Source organism: Noviherbaspirillum sp. (assembly GCF_035654295.1).
Classification (GTDB): Bacteria; Pseudomonadota; Gammaproteobacteria; order Burkholderiales; family Burkholderiaceae_D; genus Noviherbaspirillum.
Genome location: NZ_DASRXF010000016.1, coordinates 24666 through 42520, shown reverse-complemented (window position 1 = coordinate 42520; position 17855 = coordinate 24666). Strand labels below are relative to the sequence as shown.

Genomic DNA, 17855 nt, shown 5'->3' with positions numbered 1-17855 from the left:
TACCATTTTTTACAATGGAGAAGTTCTAATGATTGAACCTAATTCGAGAGTAAACACCTATCTGATCTCTGCGGCAGTTGCCGGATTACTCGTAGCATGCGGCGGTACCTCAGTTGAAAGCGGAGCGGCATCGGCTCCCGACACTTCATCGACGCTAACGCATGCAGGCGTAGTATCGGGAACAACCGACAGTCCGCCACAAGCAGCCCCTCCTGCATCTGCTTCAACCGCAAACTCCAGCTCGCCTCAAGCTTCCCACACTTCCTCCTTATACCCGGCAACTCTCCTCGCGTCAGGCGGCCCTACGGGACAAGATCCCAGCGGCTACAGGCTCACTTTCCACGACAGCTTCGACGCCGGCCTTGACCGCAGCATCTGGAACACCGAGCGCACGGACGCCGATATTGCGGTAACCAATTACGCCGTAAAGGACGGCACGCTCAAGATCTGGCCCGAACGTGGGACGAACGGTAAATTCTTTAACCGCACCTTCGATACCGACGGCCGCTTTTCGCAGCAATACGGATACTTTGAAATGGAAGCCAAGCTCCCCAAAGGCAAAGGCGTATGGCCTGCATTCTGGCTGCTTGGCTATCAAGATGGCCGGCGGCCCGAGATCGATATTCTCGAAGCGTACCCGGGCGGAGCCGCTCCGTGGGGGGCGCCCGGCGAGGACGGTATTCCCGTTCCAATGATGTACGCGCCGGTGGTGTGGATCGACCGGGGAGACAGGGCCGGCTATTCAAAGGTTGCAACGCCTGACCTGTCTGCCGGGTTTCATCGTTACGGCCTCAAATGGGAGCCCGATAAAGCGACCTTCTACTTCGATGGCAAGGAAGTCTATTCGCTGCAGGCTTCGATAACAGATCCGCTATTTCCTATACTGGACCTCTGGTTCGGCAGTGCCAGCGGCGATCCGGATGACACCACCCCGACAGGTGAGTCCAACGCTTTTGAAATCAACTACGTAAAGGCGTGGCAGTTTGAATAGCAGGTCATCCTGGCCAGGATTGCCTTGACTGGACCAATACAATGCTCTCAAGGCATTCCTCTCGTACTCGATACAAACAACGATGAGAATGACTTTTATTTATCGGCTCGCAGGACATCTCAGTCCATTAAGCGAAATTTATCGCTGCACGTATGAAAACCTGCACAGTGTTTAAATTGTCACTGTACACGTACACTTGTATCGGTCAGCTCTGTACTATATGGCAATGAGAGCGCTGATACTTCTTGGTTTATTCTCAGTTTTCGCCGTTGCGGAAGCTGGACCAAAACCGCTGCCGAAAGAGGTCAAGGAATTCATCGCGGAACGAAACACATGTGACCACTTTCGCTGCGAACCCTACGAGGGAGACAGTCCAGAACAAATTGAGCGACGCACCTTCATCATCGATAGCTTAGATATCTTCTGTTCTGGAACGGATAGACGGCTGGCTGCGCTTAAAAGGCGTTATAAAAACAATCGATCCGTGATCCAAGAGCTAAACAAATTCGAGGAAAAGGTTGAATGAAGCCGAGCCAATTTAACTTGTCGCGCGAGCGAGTTCCGATGACTGCTTTGAGGAAGCGGCAATGACGGCTTCGGGCCGCTTGCTCGAATCGCGTCTTCACCTACGGCGGAATTCTGACTTTTAGTCTTTCCTTTCTCGCACTTCAACATCAATGACTCCGCCATCGGTGCTCTTTCGATGTGTTGGGCCAGGAGAGATAGCTCAGCAAGCAGAACGCAAGAGCACCAGGCCTACTCCCCCGCGTCATGGCCGCGCTCATCAAACTTCGCTCTCTGCCACACGAGGCACAACTGCCGCGATCGGACCTTCTTCCGGCTCGAGTCGTTCCTCCCGGACCGAAACGGGAACTCTGAACATTGTTCAGCGTCAACACACTTTTCGACGTGCAGCATGTTGATTTACGTCAAGGAAAAATGGCAACTGAATACCTATTGTTGCTGTAGGGGAATTGCCAGCAAGGCATTATTGGCGTCAACGCAATGGATCAAAAGGCAAATATGAAGCTTGACAGAACAACGGTCGGTACACGGTTGGCAATTGGATTTTCTTTCTCTTTGCTGATGTTAGTGCTCATCGTCGGTTTTGCTTCGTTGCGTCTGCACGGTGCCAAGAATGCCGTCGAACGGATGGTCGATGAAGTGATGGCGAAAGAGCGGCTGGTAGCGGAGTGGGCGGCGAGCACCAATCTCAACGGCGCTCGCACGATCGCGGTGGCGGAATCGGACGACGCCGCGCGCCAGGAGCAGGTTCAAAAGAAGATCAAGGAAACAAGCGCCAGAATTTCCGCGATACAGAAGCAACTGGACACTTTTAACCAGAACGCGGAAGAAAAGCCCTTGTTTGCCGAGATTGCGGCGCTGAGGAGTGCTTACATTGCGGCGCGCGATGAAGTGTTCAAGGAAAAGCGCAGCAGCGAGGAGAATGCCCGCCGCCTCGTTCAATCGACGCTTGAACCGGCGCTCAATAACTATGTCGCCGGCATCGGTAAACTGACGGCGTATCAGGCAGCATCGATCACGACGATGCGCAACGATATCGAGGACATGGCGAGTGCTTCGCAGCGCTTGCTGATTGTTTCGGGTGCGCTGGCCATGCTTTTCAGTATAGGCGTTGCCGCGGTCATCGCGGGCAGTATCCGCCACCAGCTTGGCGGCGAGCCGGTGAAAGCCAAAGAAATCGCCAATGCGATCGCGCAAGGGGACCTGTCGGTGAGCGTCGACGTCCGGCCGGGAGACGAGGACAGCCTGATGTACGCGATCAAGCAGATGCGGGACAACCTGGCCCGCATTGTCGGTGAAGTGCATACCGGAAGCGATGTGATTGCCACAGCCTCAAACCAGATCGCTGCGGGCAATCTGGACTTGTCGTCCCGCACCGAGCAGCAGGCCGCCTCGCTTGAGGAGACCGCGTCGTCGATGGAAGAACTGACGAGCACGGTGAAACAGAATGCCGACAATGCGCGGCACGCCAACCAGATCGCGTCATCCGCGTCGGATGTGGCCGCCGAGGGCGAAGCCGCGATGTCGCAGGTGGTCGAGACAATGACGGCTATTCATACCTCATCGAAAAAAATGGCCGACATCATCGGCGTCATCGAGGGGATCGCCTTCCAGACCAATATTCTCGCGCTTAACGCCGCGGTCGAAGCGGCGCGGGCCGGCGAGCAAGGCAAGGGGTTCGCGGTGGTGGCCTCTGAGGTGCGCAACCTCGCGCAACGCTCTGCCGCCGCTGCCAAGGATATCCATGTGCTGATTTCCGGTTCCGTCGACAAGGTGGAATTGGGGAGCAAGCTGGTCGACCACGCCGGTTCCAAGATGCACCAGGTCGTCGAGCAGGTGAGGCGGGTGAGCGAAATCGTCAGCGAAATCGCCATGGCAAGCGGCGAGCAGCAATCCGGCATTGAACAAGTGCATGTGGCGATCTCCCACATGGATCATGTAACCCAGCAAAATGCTTCCCTGGTGGAGGAGGCCGCGGCGGCGGCGAGTGCGATGCGGGACCAGGCCGGCAGGTTGTCGGCTGCGGTGGGCGTCTTCAAACTCGATGACAAGGCAACGGCACGCACCGATAACGTGCTTCGTCTCACCTAGCTGCGGGCCTTACCAGTACCCGCTCCACGAATCGCGTCTTCACCTACGGCGGAATTCAGACGCTTAGTCTTTCTTTTCTCGGAATTCGACATCAATGACTGCGTCATCGGTGCTCTTTGGATGTTTTGGGTCAGGCGAAAATTTGAAGAGAGACGATATCGCCCGGCTAATAACCAGCTGTCTCATCCTTCGATACGTGAGTAGAAATGTCATGGCGAAACCCAGAACCAGCGTGGGCAGCAGTTCGCCACGGTAGAGATAGCTGAGCAAGCAGAAGGCAAGCAAGGCAAGCAGTACTGGCAGCCGAGCCCGCTTCGGTAACAGACCAATGCTGCGCCATTTCCCTTCGCGTGCCCACGGCAGCCTCGCAAACAGCACTCCAAGCAACAGGCCTGCCATCACACGGCCAGTACCGAGATGGTTTGCAACGACGCCGACAACAAGATACCCGGCATAGCTCATGGTGCCGGCCAAACCCGCCAGCGCCAACAACAATGCAGCGATCGCCAGCTTCGGCATACGTAGTGCCATTTTTGCCAGGAAGCGCAAGACTTGTGTACTCCTGCAAAGACGCATAGACGAGGGCGATGTCGGATTCTTTTCACCAACTTTCCCGCGTCATGGTCGCGCTAATCGACGTTTGCTCTCTGCCACAGGCGGCCGCCATAGCTCAACCTGGGATTGAGTTCGGCCAGCATGCCGGCCCGGAGCCGGTGTTCGGCTTGCGCATCAATTGAGCGGCTGAGCGCAGCGCTGGTCGAAACCGGCCAAAAGCCATCATACATCTCGGTAGACTGGGATGAAATCCCAGCTATCGTCATGATGGTTAAACAGTGCCGGGATTGCATCCCAGCCTATGAACTAGGTCTTGCCTGGCAAGCCGGGTACCCGGAACGTGTCGATCACCATTTCTGCGATGCGGCCGGCCCCTTCTTCGTCTTGCGTGATCCTGTCCTGCACCTCGTCCAACACCGGCCGAAGGGCGCTGTTACCTAGTGCCCAATTCCAGGCGCGCGTAAGGTCATTCGGGGTGGGGGCAGGGCGCAGACTATGTCCAATCCCGAGGTGTTGCAGACGCCAGGCGTTGTCCGGCTGGTCGTGCGCGCTTGGCACCAACAGTTGTGGCAATCCCGCGCGCAGGGCTTCTGCCATGGTGCCGATGCCGGCATGGTGAGCGATCAGTTGCACACGCGGCAGGAGCAGGTCAAATGGTGCAAAGGGCGTCCTGTGCACGGCGGGCGAGATCTCGTCCCCCTGCGCATCCGGCTCGATGACGACTACCCTGGCACCCTGCGTAACAGCGAAGGCTGTAAGCCGCTCCACCCAACGTGGCCGCGAAGCGACGGCCGTACCCGCCGTAATGACCATGACCGGCCCGGTCCCGCGTCGAAGGAATGCTTCCAGTGCCACGGGGAGAGCGCGCTGATGCTGCATGCACCTCGGGAATCCGGCGAATGCCCCCTGAGCCGGCCAATCCGGTGCCGCCTGCGCGAACCAGCGGGGAAACGCATAGATCACACGCCGTGGAGAGTGGATCCATTGCGAAAACAGATTCCGAACCGGCGGCAAGCCAAGTTCCGAGCGAAACGTGTTCACATGCGAGCCGATCACACGATCGGTGGCGATTCGTTCAGCCGCGGCAATCATCATGCGCTTTAGCCGCAAGGGCCAGTGCTGCGGGATGGAAACCACAGGCCACTTTGGCGGCCTGTGGGCCGAAAACACAATCGATGGCGACAAATGGACAGTGGTATTCCGGTACGCGTCGATTTCCTCGGCCAAACGGGCCGCAACGGCGAACGACGAACTTACCAGGATGGTATCGGCGGCATGCCAGCCCTGGCGCAAGACGCGCAATCCGGTGCACATCGCCGCGCCATAATATCGCCACGAAGCCTCCAGCCCTTTGGTCGCACTCCATACATCTGCGCTGCCGAAAACCTCCTCGAAGACGTCGTCCGCCCCGATCGATTGAAATTGCACCGCTGTTCCCGCCGTGAGGTGCCGGTATCGCTGCGGTGCCATCAGCGTCGTCTCCATGCCGTGGGCGGCCAGCTTCGCTGCGACGGCAGCGAGGGGAGCCACGTCTCCTCCCGATCCAACCGCCATTACGACGGCCCGTTTGAATTTCTCCATATTTTGTGTCCCTGAACAATGAACGCATACTCCATGGTCAACAGGGTACCCAGGCGTCTCGGTTTACTCTTGAACGAACACGACATCTGTTGTCGAACTTGCTATTCCGGCAAAGATGCCTTGGACGGCATGAACGCCCAATAACCCGGCACGTCGCTATCGATGGCGTCTTTGGTCTGCGCAGGCGTGTGGCCGGCCGTACGGCGGTAAATTCTGGTCATGTGCGATTGATCGGCATAGCCTGCCTCTGCCGAAACCTCGACCAGCGAAGCGTCATCTTGCGCCAGATGCCGCAACGAGCTTTCGAAGCGCTTCACTTGCAGCCATTGTTTCGGGCCGAGCCCGAATGCCCGCCTGCAGCGGCGCTCGAGCTGGCGTATCCCAATCCCGAGCATTTCGGCTACCGCTGAGACGCTTCTGTTGTGGGTCAGCATGTCGGCCAGCGTCATTGCTTCTTCGTCGATGCCGGAACTCGCTGCAGCAAGCATTTGCAGTCCGAAGACCAGGCGCTCGGGAGTTTCCGCCGCATTGCGCAGCGCTTCCACGAGCAGCGGTTCGTTCAAGCGCTTCACTTGCGTGCCGCCGTCGAATGTGTCCACCAGCGACGTTGCCTGGACGTGAAACCAGGCAGGAAGCACCCAAGGTTGCAGTACCAGGCTCAAGGAGCGCAGCGGAGCGGCTGCGTGTGTCGTCAGCGGAGCTGTCAGTGGCCCCATCAAGAACACGGGTGGCAGGGAGATGCCCTGCGGGTGATTCAGCCGAACATCGCCGAAAGGCAGGATGTTCAGACACGCATATACATTCGCTGGAATCGTACTTTCAAGGAATGCAGGGCCATGGACGGCGTCCAGTGTCCGCCAGATTGCACACACTACGGTACGCTCAAAGCCCCTTGGGGCCGGTTGAATCATGACGCGTTCGTGCATCGGCGGCAGGGATGCGGTGTTGGGCGAGTTGACTGGCATGTGCGATGAATTCCGGGAGACCGAATCAGAAATTATATGCAGGCGGACGCCGGTGAAACCGATCGCCTCATCAGAAGTACGTACAAGTTGCTCTTAGCACTGATCGGCATTCCGCTCTATCAGATCAAGGCAAGATGCAGCATTTCCTCCATTGAAGGACCGCTTCGGGTCGTTCTCGAGCCTGGTTGCCTGGTTTCGGCGAGTCTACGCTTTCCCGGCGAGCGGAATGGTGTGCATGAAGTCTCCCGCATCCCCGTACCAGATCCCGACAGCCGAATAGTTGTCGGATCCGGCTGCCACGCCCGCGCTTACCTTCTGCTCGATGCATCGCAACCATGCATCGGAGTCGGAGGCGCTATGGAGGCATTGCTGAAAGCCGTCTTCTGCCACCGCACTCCACACGCCATCGCTGCACAGGAGGAAGGCGTCGCCGACGCAGAGCGCGTACGGAGCGTCGAGCACCGTGGGCATGAATGCGTCCTGCAGGCCGATCGATGCGAACAGGACGTTCGCGTCGGGATGCCTGGCGGCTTCGCTCTGCGACAGCATCCCGCTGTCGACCATGCTTTGCACCAGGCTGTGGTCGCGCGTGCGCAAATGGAAGGCGCCGCCGCGAAACAGGTAGAGACGGCTGTCGCCCACATGCCCCCAGACCGCGCTGCTGCGGGCCGGGTCGAAGAGCAATACGACGAGCGTGGAACGCATGTCGGCCAGCTCGGGCAAGTCTTCCTGCCGGCGCAGCACCGCCCGGTTGGCGTTGTCCATGATCCTCGACAGTGCCGCGGCGCTCACTTCCGGGCCGGTCAGGAAGTCGTCGAGCACCGATTGCACCGCGACGCGCGATGCCACTTCGCCGCCCTGGTGCCCGCCGGCGCCGTCCGCCAGCACGCAGCAGACGATGCCGTCTTTTTCGACATATCCGCAGGCATCCTCATTGTGTTCGCGTCCGCCGACGCGGGAAAATGCAGAGACTCGGCACTCCATGGCGCTCACCTTCGCGGCTTTTTAATGGTGTCGCGGTCTTCGAGCGACTTGATCTGGGCTTCGTAGGCGCGGACGAACTCGCGGCTGAACAGGGCCTCGAAATCGTCTTCGGCTTCCTTGGATACTTCGTTGAACGTGTTTTCGAACTGCTCCCAGAGTTTCGCCTTGCGGTTCTTGGGGAGCATGCTGTCGAGCATGCTCTTGTTCGTCAGGCGCGCTTCCAGCGCCTTCGGCTCGAAGCGCGCAAGCAGCCCTTGAAGTGCCGCGCGCATGCCGGCAAGCACGCCGACCTGGTGGGCGACGAGATCGTTCATCGCATCTTGCACGGCCATGTCCGGAGACATGAAGCCGCGCGGCATGGGTGAAGCCATCAGGAGTGCAAGCGCGGTCGACGCGTCCGGGGAAAACTTGAGCGGGTTGTTGCCCTGTGGAGCGATGACGGTCATCGGCGAACGCATCTCGGTCTTGAGCGTGGCCCTGGTCGCGAGCAGGTCGATGGCGCCCTGCACGAAATGGCGGAGCAGGGCGCCCATGCGCTCCATCACTTCCTCATCCAGCTGGCGCGGCTCTTTCCCGCCTCTTGCCGGATCCTTCGGGAGTTCCTGCAGCGCCGCGCCGGCGAGCAGCGCGTCGAGCAATGCCTGCACATCGGGGCTGTGCGAGCGGGGCTGCGCAAAGCGCCGCGGGGCGTCGCGCGACAGGGTGGGGCCGGCAGGCGTGCCGCCACCGGGGATGGCCGGCGGCGGTTTCATGCGCGCAGTGGCGGCAATCGTCTTGCCGGCAATGGAACTGCTTGCCGCTCCCTCCGGCGTCTTCCACGACAGGAAACCATCGTTGGCAAGCGGCTGCGCGGTGGGCAGGGGCATCGGGTTGTGGATCTCCGGAGCCTGGTCCGGAACCGGATCGAAGCCGGGCGAGGGCGGTGCCTGCAAGGCGGCGAAAGGGTCTTCCGCGGATGCCGTGTTGTGTGCAGGCGGCCCGCCGAACAGGTCATCGGGTGGTTTGGCGCCCCGGCTTGCCGCGCCGGGCGGCTCGCCGAGGCCGAACAGCGCGTCCAGGCTGTCCTCGCGACGTGCAGCGGGCTGCGGCATGGCGGCGGCGTTCTTCCCCCGCGGCACGAGGGCGGACTTGCCGAACGGGTCAAAGTCGTCAGGAATCAGCGGCGCGGCGCCACCGGCGAGCGGATGGTCCTTCGGAACCTCCGCCTTCGGTGCAGGGTTCCCGACGAGATCGGCAAACGGATCGTAGGGGCGCGACGAATCATCGGGCACGGTCATCGTTACCGCCGGCAGCTCCACGCGCAGCACGTAGTCGCCGACATGCAGTTCATCGCCGTCCTGCAGCGCCACCGTCTGCCCCGGGCCGACATCCACGCCATTGCGCTGGATGCAGCTCGCACTGCCGCGGTCGACCAGAACGAACTGATCGCCTTCGAAATTGATTTCGGCCTGGATGCGGGAGATGTGGCGGTCGGGGTCGGGCAGGGGCAGGGTGCACTGGCTGCTTCTGCCTATCGTCCCGCCGGTCTCGCTGAACCGGGCCTCGGCGGCGACATCGGGAGGGCGCCCGCGAAAGCGCATCACACGGATCAGCACCTCATCCCCCGATTTGCACAGTAGGCGCGCCGGCAAGGATGACGCCGCCATGCGCGGTACGGTCGCCCACGCGCGCGGCGGGCAGGCCGTTGATGAGAACCGTGAACGAGCCCGAAACAATCACATCGGGCAGCGGCGCCGCGCACATGGCCTGGTCTGTGAGGCGCGCAGCGGGCAGTCCCTGGATGAGTACCGTGGGCGAGCCGGGTGCGATGATAGGTCCGCCCACGTGCGGCACCGGCGGCGTACCCGGCGTTGCCATCGGACAGACATGCATATCGGTCAGGCGCGCTGCGAAGGGCATCAGGCGTCCTCCTTCGCGGGGCCGGGGCCGGGGCCGGAAGGCAGCGGTGCGGCGGGGTCGTCCGCCCGTTTGCCTTCGAGGAACAGCTCGTCGACCAGGGCAAAGGCCCGGTCCAGGGCTTGCACAAAGGCTGCGTCGGCTGGAACGTTGTTGACAGTCCAGCGCTCTTGCGCTTCATCCAATTGCTCGAGCAGGCGTTTGCGCAGCTCCACGAAACGCTGGGCCGCGTGCCGGCCGTCACTATGCCGCTCGCCGTCCGGCACGGCCACTTTGCCGGTGGCCGGGCGAAGCGCCTGTTGCACATGCTTCTCGGCGCGTTCCGGCGGGACCTTGCCGGCCCGGATGTCGTCCATCGCGCTGCGCAGCGCCGCAGCCTGTGCCGCTGCCGCGTCGGGTGTTTCCGCGGCCTGCGTGGCCTGCTGCAGACGCCGCACGTCGCGGGCCGCGTACTGCGTCCGCTGCAGCGTGTGGGCCAGCGTATCGGCCAGCAGGCCGGCGGCTTTTTCCGGACTGATCACCGCTTCGCGCGCCGCTGCTCTTGCGCCGGAGGACGCCGCGTCCCAGGCGTTGCGGAAGGGGCTGCCCCAGCTCATGGCACCGCCCTCGAGCGTCCGGCCAGCGCCGAGAAGACGGAACGGAGCATCAGCTCCAGGACAAGCGCCTTGTAGGCGGGGGTGACGTCCTCGCGCTTGAGCTGTTCGGCCAATGACGCGATCTTTCTGTCGAAGTCACGGCCCATGCACCATGCGCACAAGACCCACCGGGCGCAATCCCGCTCACTCTCGAAACCGTAGCCGCGCGCCGTCTTCAGCTGCGCGGCGATTTCCTTGTCCAGATCGCCTTCGGCCAGCTCAGCGGCGGGGGACAGCGCATGCAGCACATCGCGCATGCGTCGTACAAAGGCGGCTTGCGCAAAGCTGCGCAGCTGTTCCCGGTCAAACATAAGCATGGGCCACTCCTTGTTCGGACGCTGCGGCCCTTCCGGCAAAGCGCAGCCGCTGCGATCCCGCATCCCAATCCGCGTGCAACGCGCTTCCTGCGCCGGGGCCGGGCAGATAGATGCGCGCAATGCCAGCCATGAATTCGGCGGTCTGCGCCGGCGTGAGGATGTCGGGCATGGTGCGCAGGACCCGCGGGTCCCAGAAACGAAAGAGCCATTCTTCGCCATTCGGCCCGCGCGTTTCGGTGAAACGGCGCAGGTGCAGTTGCAAGGCAAGCAGGCCCGCGTCCGCTTGCACCACATATCCCCAGGGCAGCGCGAGCCTCGCGTCAAGCCAGTCCACCAGCGCCGGCGCTCCGTGCAAAGCAATCAGGTAGGGAGCGACGTGGGCCACGTCCGCGCTGATTTCTCCCGGCAGCAGGCAGGCGAAGGACCGCCGTCCCGGTGCATACATCGGCTCGAGCAGGCCGGGCAGGCTTGCCGCGTCCGCGACCGCGTACAGGTTCGCACGCGGTTGGGCGATGATCAGGTCGCGCAACTGGCCCATGTCAGCCCGCCTCGGCAAATGGAGAGCCGGTGCGTGCCGCATCCGCCAGCGATCCGGCGCGCGGCTGACGGGTTGCGGGCACCACGGGCGGACTGTCTGCGACCGAAATCGCGCCTGCCTCGCCCGGCTTTTGCACCGGTTTCGCTTTTGCGGGGCGGGCCGCCTTCGCATTCAATGCCGAACCGCCGGAATTGAGCATGAGCATCGGCGCCTGGATGAAGATGCCCGCCGGCGTGAGGCTGATGAAAGAACCGCCGCAGCGCAGGGAGAGGCCGGCGGAAGCGTCCATCGCGATAGTCATGCCCGACTTCAAGTCCACCGTCGTCTGCGCGCTCATCGCAATGCCGAGCTGCGCGTTGAGCGCATAGTTCTGTCCGGTGGTAATGCCCAGGTCGCCGCCGGTGCCAAACACCGCATCACCCTGCACCTGTACGCTGTCCGAACCGAGCTGCGCCGTGCGGTCGCCGTCCACCTTGCAGGCCTGGTTGCCCGCCACGGCGAGCTTGTGGTCGCCGCCGATGGACGTGACCTGGATTTCGGCCACGGTCAGCTCGCGCCCCTTGCTCACGCGGATATTCTGTCCCTTCTCCACCGAAAGCTTGTCTTCGCCGCCGACCACACAGGTGGCGTCCGCCTTGACCCGCGTGTTCAGATCCTTCTGCGCCTGCAGATAGATTTCCTCTTCGCCCTTCTTGTCCTCGAAACGCAGTTCGTTGAAATCATTGATACCGCCCTCAGGCGTGGACAAGGTGCGCACCCCGCTGCGCGTCTTGTTCGCCGGCTGGGGGTAGGGAATGCGGTTTTCGCCGTTGTAGACGCTGCCGACCGCCAGCGGGCGATCGGGATCGCCGTCGAGGAATTGCACCACGACTTCGGACCCGACCCTGGGCAGCGCCCAGAAACCAAAGCCCTGGTTGGCCCAGGGCTGGGCGACGCGTATCCAGCAGGAGGTGTCCTGTGTCGGCTTGCCGTAACGGTCCCAGTGAAACTGCACGCGGATGCGTCCGTGCTCGTCGGTGTGGATCTCGTTGTTTTCCGGCCCGACCACGAAGGCCGTCTGCGGACCGAAGATCATGCTCTTGGGCGTAATGCGTTCCGGCCGATAAGGAATCTTCGCCGGGATCGCGGTGAAGTGACACTCGATGGAAGCGCCGCCGCCGCCCCCGGCATCGGGATCGCGATTGAGGATCGAGTACGAGGTCGAGACGACCAGATAATCGCCGTTCAGGTCGTCGGCCGGATGCTGCTGGATGCCGATCGTCTTGCCGATGGCGATGTCAGGCGAGCTGGTCCTTCCTTCGAAACTGGCATGCTCGACGTGCAGCGCCTGCATGCGCAGATCGGCGAAGGTGGCGCCTTCCTGCCGCGAATCGAACTCGCCCGGATAGAAATACAGCTCCATGGCGTCGTGCGTGTGGCCGGCCGGTTGCGCGCTGCGCACTTCACGCTGTTGCATCGGCTTGGTGAAGTCGAAGTCGGACAGCTCGGCCACCCCCGGCACCAGCTTGCTGGTGCGGCTCCATGCTTCTGCATAGTCGTGGGGCCGTTTGCTGGCGGCCGCATTGGGATTGAAGCTCAGGCTTTTTTGCGCCCCGCCGGCGACGGTGTCCAGCAGTTTCATCCTGGTCTGCCCGCCTTCCAGGTGCTCGAAGTAAAAATAAATGCCTTCGTGTTCCAGCAGGCGCAGGAGGAAGGACAGGTCCGTCTCCTGGTACTGGACGCAGTTTTCCCACGGCAGATGGGGCAGTGAGCTTGCGGAGAACTGCCAGGCGAGCGAAGGAATCTGCGCCACGACCGTTTCAAAGACTTCCAGAACGGTCTTGTTCTGAAACACCCGGGCATCGCTGCGCAGGCCGAGCAGGGCGAAATCCGGCTGGAGGTGGACACGGTATTCATGCCTGTGCCCCTGGCGCGGGCCGCGGCTCATCCGGAACACGATGCCGTTGAAGCAGCGCTTGACGCCATCCTGCAGGGTCAGCGCGACGCCAAGGCTTTTCCCGAGCACCTCCGCCGGAGAAAGGCTTGCCTTGTCGGCCAGCAGCACGGCGTCCAGCGCATAGCAGCGGCCAAGCTGTTCGTGCGCGTGCAGCGACACCAGGTCGAAAGACGAAGATTGATCGGCGCCATCGAGGAAGATCTTCGCGATCGCCGCCATGACGGCTCTCCTTTCAGGGGTGGAAAACGCCCTCTGACGACAGCATCTCAATTTTCCCGCGCAGCGGCCATACGACCGAAGTATAGAGAGGCCTTATCGCTTCCCCGCGGGCAAGCTGGTTTTCTTGTCAGACGCAGGGCTGTATTTCTTTCCGGTCGCAAGATTGGCCTGCACGCCGGGCCATAGCCACGGCGTGGCGGAAATGTCCTGGAAGACATGGCGCCAGAGCTGCGTGCCGTAGAGGCCGGGAATGTAGAGCTGCATCAGGTCCTTTTCCGGAATCCAGTAGGCGGCGTGATCATCGTCGCGGACGGCGTTTCCCTTCACGTCGATTGACTTGGGCTCGCCAATCCAGACGTAGAGATCGCAGGTCGTGGCCGCGCGGATCTGCAAGTCGCACAGGCTGCCCCACACTTCCGCAATCGCCGCCATCACCCTGCCTGCCCAGGCCGTGTCCTGCTGCCCTTTTGCGAGGATGCGGTCCAGCTCCGCCCGCCGCATCCACCATGGACTGCTGCAATTCGTTTCAATCCATTGCATTTCCCTGTCGTTCGCCTTCTGTTCCAGGCTCTTGTTGCCGGAGTTATCCGGCGCCGCGTAACTGGAGCTGCCCATCCTGTAGATGGTGGTGCCGGCCTCCATGAGCAAAATTCCCCGCGGTGTCGCACCTTTCTCGAACCAGTAGCGCGCGTCGGCAGTGAAATAGGCGCTATTGATCACCGCCGGATCGAGCGCGCTGAACGCGGGAGGGCTTCCTGCCTTCTGCAACGCTGGCGACGCCGCAGACGACAATGGCGGCGGCACCTGGCTCGGCCTTCCATTTGATGCCGTGCCGGGCGGCGACAGGTACTTTCCCTGCGGGCCGGGTGTGCGGTAGGCACCCATGATCCCTTACGCCGCAACCGCCGGATTAGGGGACTTGTCGAAGGCGTACGTGAAATCCCCGTCCTCCACCCCGAGCCGGATGCCGGCAATCGTTTCCCCCGCCGCCATCCCCTCCAGCAAGGCGCGGCTGATCCGGGGCAGGACCGTATTGGTCAGGATGGCATCGATCATGCGGCCGCCGCTTTCCAGCTCGGTGCAGCGGCTGGCGACCAGCCGCACCACCTCGTCGCCATAGGACAGCGGAATGCCGTGGTTCTCCTGCACGCGGCGCACGATGCGGTCGAGCTGCAAGCGCACGATGTCGCCCAGCATGGCATCCGACAGCGGGTAGTAGGGAATGGTGACGATGCGACCCAGCAGCGCCGGCGGAAACACCTTCAGCAAGGGATCGCGCAAGGCGGTGGCGAGTGCCTCCGGGTCCGGCACCAGCTCCGGGTCCTTGCAAAGATTCATCACCAGGTCGCTGCCCACATTGGATGTGAGCAGAATGATGGTATTGCGGAAATCGATCATCCGTCCTTCGCCGTCTTCCATGCGGCCCTTGTCGAATACCTGGAAGAACAGTTCGTGCACGTCGGGGTGGGCCTTCTCCACCTCGTCCAGCAGCACCACGCTATAGGGGCGGCGCCGCACCGCTTCGGTCAGCACGCCGCCTTCCCCATAGCCCACGTAGCCTGGCGGCGCGCCTTTGAGCGTGGAGACGGTGTGCGCTTCCTGGAACTCGCTCATGTTGATGGTCACCACGTTCTGTTCGCCGCCGTACAAGGCCTCGGCCAGCGCCAGCGCCGTTTCCGTCTTGCCCACGCCCGAAGGGCCGACGAGCAGGAAGACGCCGACCGGCTTGTCCGGGTTGTCCAGCCTGGCGCGGGCCGTCTGGATGCGGCGGCTGATCATGTCCAGGCCATGCCGCTGGCCGAGCACGCGGGCGTTGAGCGTATCGGCCAGGCGCAGCACCGCGTTCACCTCGTTGCTGACCATGCGCCCCACCGGAATGCCGGTCCAGTCCGCCACCACGCTGGCCACCGCCTGTTCATCCACCGAGGGCAGGATGAGCGGCCTGTCGCCCTGCAGCCGCGCCAGCGCCGCCTGCAGCTCGCGCAACTGCGCCAGCTGCGATTGCCGGCCGGCGTCGGTGCCGAATCCCGCCTCGTCATCCACCGCCTGGTTTTCCTTGCGCAACTCGCCGCGCAGGGCAAGGATGCGATCGACCAGCTGCCTTTCCTCTTTCCAGCGGTATTCAAGCGTGGCGTGCCGGTCGCGCGCGGCTGCCATCGCCCGCAGGACTTCTTCCTTGCGCGCTTGCACCTCTTCGCCGATCGCTTCTTCACGGGCAATGATGCCGGCTTCGACTTCCAATGCTTCGATGCGCCGCGCCAGGTCCTCGACTTCCGGCGGCGTCGCATGCTGGCTCACCGCCACCCGGGCGCAGGCGGTATCGAGCAGGCTGACCGACTTGTCTGGGAGCTGGCGGGCCGGAATATAGCGATGCGACAACTGCACCGAGGCGCGCACGGCGGCGTCGAGCACTTGCACGCGATGATGCTTTTCAAGCGGCGTGACCACGCCGCGCATCATGCGTATCGCTTTTTCCTCGTCCGGTTCATGTACCTGCACCACCTGGAAGCGGCGGGTCAGCGCGGGATCTTTTTCGATGTACTTCTTGTACTCGGCCCAGGTCGTGGCGGCGATGGTGCGCAGGGTGCCGCGCGCCAGCGCCGGCTTGAGCAGATTGGCGGCGTCGCCCGTGCCGGCTGCTCCGCCTGCGCCGATCAGCGTATGCGCTTCATCGACGAACAACACGATTGGCGAGGGCGATGCCTGCACCTCGTCAATGACCTGGCGCAGCCGGTCCTCGAATTCCCCCTTCATGGATGCGCCGGCCTGCAGCAGGCCGATATCGAGCGACAGCAGTCGCACATCCCTGAGCGCCGGCGGGACGTCGCCGCGCGCGATGCGCAGCGCGAATCCTTCCACCACCGCCGTCTTGCCGACGCCGGCTTCCCCGGTGAGGATGGGATTGTTCTGCCGCCGCCGCATCAGGATATCCACCAGTTGCCGGATCTCCTCGTCGCGGCCCGTCACGGGATCGATTTCACCGGCGCGCGCACGCTCGGTCAGGTCCTGGGTGAAACGCTTGAGCGCTTCTTCCTTTCCCATCGCCGCCGGGGGAATCGCCGCGCTTGCCTCGCCGGGCGCCGCAGACGCACCGCTTGCCGCCTGCCCCTGTTCGCAGGAACCCTCGACCATGCTGTGCAGGCGCGAGGAAAGCGTGTCGATTTGAATGCGCTGGAACTGCGCCGAGATCTGCAGCAGCAGGTTGCGCAAGGACGGGGTCTTGAGCATGCCGACCAGCAGATGGCCGCTGCGTACCTGGTTGGCGCCGAACATCAGCGTGCCGTAGACCCAGGCGCGCTCGATGCTGTCCTCGATATGCTGGGAAATGTCGGAGATGGCGGTTGCGCCGCGCGGCAACCGGTCCAGGCTGCGCGTGACGTCGGCGGCGAGCACGCCGGCATCGCATTCGAAGTGGCGCAGGATGCGATGCAGGTCGGAGTCCGGCAATTGCAGGACCTGGTTCAGCCAGTGGACAAATTCCACGTAGGGATTGCCGCGCAGCTTGGCGAACACGGTGGCGCCTTCGAGTGCCTTGTAGAGCGTCGGATTGAGTTTGCCGAACAGCGCGACACGGGTTATTTCAGACATGGCTCCTCCTCAGGAATGGTGCGGATCTCGGGATGGATGGCGGGTGCGGAAATGCCTGGAGCGGATTGCGCGGCGGTTCGCTGTTCCGGATTCAGCAAATGGCCTTTCACTGCTGCGCCGGGAGCGGGACGGCCCAACCACGCGTCCCAGCCCAGCCGCCGCTGCCGGCCAAGCTGCAAGGCCGGCACCTCTTCGCGCCGCAGCGTGAGCTGGGCGCGCCAGCCGAACTGGCGGTCGGTATAAAAACGTACCCAGTTGCGCAGTCGCGCCGCCGCGCTGCTGCCGGGCAGCAGCGCGGTGTACTCGGCCAGCGTCAACGGCCCGATGCGGAGCAGGAAATGATGCTGCGCATCCCGGATGCGCCGGCCCAGCACGAGGCTGCGTCCGATGCAGTTGTTCCTTGCGCCACCCAGGGTGGAGAGCTGATCCCGCGGAAGATCCATCCAGCGCGCGTGGAAGGATTCCAGGCAGACCGGAACGCGGAAATAACCGGACAACACGGCTTCCAGCCCGGCGGCATTGCGCGTGCGCCGGGAGAGTACGCCGGCAAAATGGCGCCGGGCGTGCGACAGGGCGTCATCGTGAAGCTCGCCGCCGAAGAGGGCGTCGATATACGCGGCGAAACGGTCGTTCTCCGGGCGGTCGTGGCAGGCCGCCGGCTGCGCCTGGCGCCACGCCTTGTAGAACGCGCACAGCAGGCGGTGATGAAAGAGATCGGCAAAGCGCGCCAGTGTCGGGTCGCCGTAGGAGCGCAGGCGCGCGCGCGCAAGCTCGGTCAGGTGCGTGGGCAGTGCGCCCTGCGGCCCGAACAGGCCGAGAAAGCGCGACGCCAGCCGTGGCGGGCCATGAGGGCGATGCTCGAAGGCGCTCACGTTGGCCGGCGCAAAGGTGAGCGAGGGCTCCTGGCACAGGCGTACCGCTTCGTCGGCGGGACGCAGCGCATCGCCCAGGCGCGGCAGGCCGCGATGAATGGCGTCGATGCGCCGCAATACCTGGTAGAAGTCGAAGGCATACGGCTGCGCGGACAAGGCCGC

At 62.8% G+C, this 17855-nt stretch carries 16 protein-coding genes and 1 pseudogene; 3 read left to right on the top strand and 14 right to left on the bottom strand.

Features of this window, described 5'->3' with window-relative positions; translation table 11 throughout:
* The first annotated feature begins 28 nt into the window (after positions 1–28).
* From VFF99_RS01575 to VFF99_RS01565, 3 genes are all read left to right on the top strand, one after another.
* Positions 29–991, top strand: a complete 963-nt coding sequence (locus VFF99_RS01575) for a glycoside hydrolase family 16 protein (protein WP_325014336.1) — start codon at positions 29–31, stop codon at positions 989–991.
* 226 nt (positions 992–1217) lie between these two features.
* On the top strand, positions 1218–1517 hold the full coding sequence (locus tag VFF99_RS01570) for a hypothetical protein (RefSeq protein ID WP_325014334.1): 300 nt from the start codon (positions 1218–1220) through the stop codon (positions 1515–1517).
* Between the two features lie 497 nt (positions 1518–2014).
* Positions 2015–3607 (top strand): methyl-accepting chemotaxis protein, encoded by a 1593-nt coding sequence (locus VFF99_RS01565; protein ID WP_325014333.1) that lies wholly within the window; start codon positions 2015–2017, stop codon positions 3605–3607.
* A 63-nt stretch (positions 3608–3670) separates the two neighbouring features.
* Here VFF99_RS01565 and VFF99_RS01560 read toward each other — a convergent pair whose 3' ends face one another.
* From VFF99_RS01560 to tssG, 14 genes and pseudogenes are all read right to left on the bottom strand, one after another.
* Complete coding sequence (locus VFF99_RS01560; protein WP_325014331.1) at positions 3671–4156, bottom strand: hypothetical protein; 486 nt, start codon at positions 4154–4156, stop codon at positions 3671–3673.
* A gap of 113 nt (positions 4157–4269) precedes the next feature.
* Positions 4270–4392 (bottom strand): annotated as a pseudogene (locus VFF99_RS01555) (TA system antitoxin ParD family protein); the annotation flags it as partial.
* Positions 4393–4468: 76 nt separating this feature from the next.
* Positions 4469–5743, bottom strand: a complete 1275-nt coding sequence (locus VFF99_RS01550; protein WP_325014329.1) for a glycosyltransferase — start codon at positions 5741–5743, stop codon at positions 4469–4471.
* Between the two features lie 101 nt (positions 5744–5844).
* Positions 5845–6654, bottom strand: a complete 810-nt coding sequence (locus VFF99_RS01545) for a helix-turn-helix domain-containing protein (RefSeq protein WP_325014328.1) — start codon at positions 6652–6654, stop codon at positions 5845–5847.
* Positions 6655–6912: 258 nt separating this feature from the next.
* On the bottom strand, positions 6913–7692 hold the full coding sequence (locus VFF99_RS01540; protein WP_325014326.1) for a PP2C family protein-serine/threonine phosphatase: 780 nt from the start codon (positions 7690–7692) through the stop codon (positions 6913–6915).
* A 5-nt stretch (positions 7693–7697) separates the two neighbouring features.
* Positions 7698–9323: a type VI secretion system-associated FHA domain protein TagH gene (tagH, locus tag VFF99_RS01535; protein ID WP_325014324.1), complete on the bottom strand. Its 1626-nt coding sequence runs from the start codon at positions 9321–9323 to the stop codon at positions 7698–7700.
* Positions 9289–9591, bottom strand: coding sequence for a PAAR domain-containing protein (locus tag VFF99_RS01530; protein WP_325014322.1), 303 nt, complete (start codon positions 9589–9591; stop codon positions 9289–9291). Before VFF99_RS01530 ends, tagH begins: the two co-directional genes overlap by 35 nt.
* A complete protein-coding gene (locus VFF99_RS01525) occupies positions 9591–10184 on the bottom strand; it encodes a hypothetical protein (RefSeq protein WP_325014320.1) in 594 nt (197 codons plus the stop codon). Before VFF99_RS01525 ends, VFF99_RS01530 begins: the two co-directional genes overlap by 1 nt.
* Positions 10181–10540 carry a hypothetical protein gene (locus VFF99_RS01520; RefSeq protein ID WP_325014318.1) on the bottom strand — a complete coding sequence of 120 codons (360 nt, stop codon included), beginning with the start codon at positions 10538–10540 and terminating at the stop codon, positions 10181–10183. Before VFF99_RS01520 ends, VFF99_RS01525 begins: the two co-directional genes overlap by 4 nt.
* Positions 10527–11078: a DUF4123 domain-containing protein gene (locus VFF99_RS01515; RefSeq protein WP_325014316.1), complete on the bottom strand. Its 552-nt coding sequence runs from the start codon at positions 11076–11078 to the stop codon at positions 10527–10529. Before VFF99_RS01515 ends, VFF99_RS01520 begins: the two co-directional genes overlap by 14 nt.
* Before the next feature lies 1 nt (position 11079).
* Entirely contained in the window at positions 11080–13233 is a 2154-nt protein-coding gene (locus VFF99_RS01510) for a type VI secretion system Vgr family protein (protein WP_325014314.1), read from the bottom strand.
* A 93-nt stretch (positions 13234–13326) separates the two neighbouring features.
* Positions 13327–14118 (bottom strand): hypothetical protein, encoded by a 792-nt coding sequence (locus VFF99_RS01505; protein WP_325014313.1) that lies wholly within the window; start codon positions 14116–14118, stop codon positions 13327–13329.
* 6 nt (positions 14119–14124) lie between these two features.
* Complete coding sequence (gene tssH / locus VFF99_RS01500) at positions 14125–16821, bottom strand: type VI secretion system ATPase TssH (protein ID WP_325014311.1); 2697 nt, start codon at positions 16819–16821, stop codon at positions 14125–14127.
* Positions 16809–17849 carry a type VI secretion system baseplate subunit TssG gene (gene tssG / locus VFF99_RS01495; protein ID WP_325014309.1) on the bottom strand — a complete coding sequence of 347 codons (1041 nt, stop codon included), beginning with the start codon at positions 17847–17849 and terminating at the stop codon, positions 16809–16811. The genes tssH and tssG overlap by 13 nt, the downstream gene beginning before the upstream one ends.
* Positions 17850–17855: the final 6 nt, after the last annotated feature.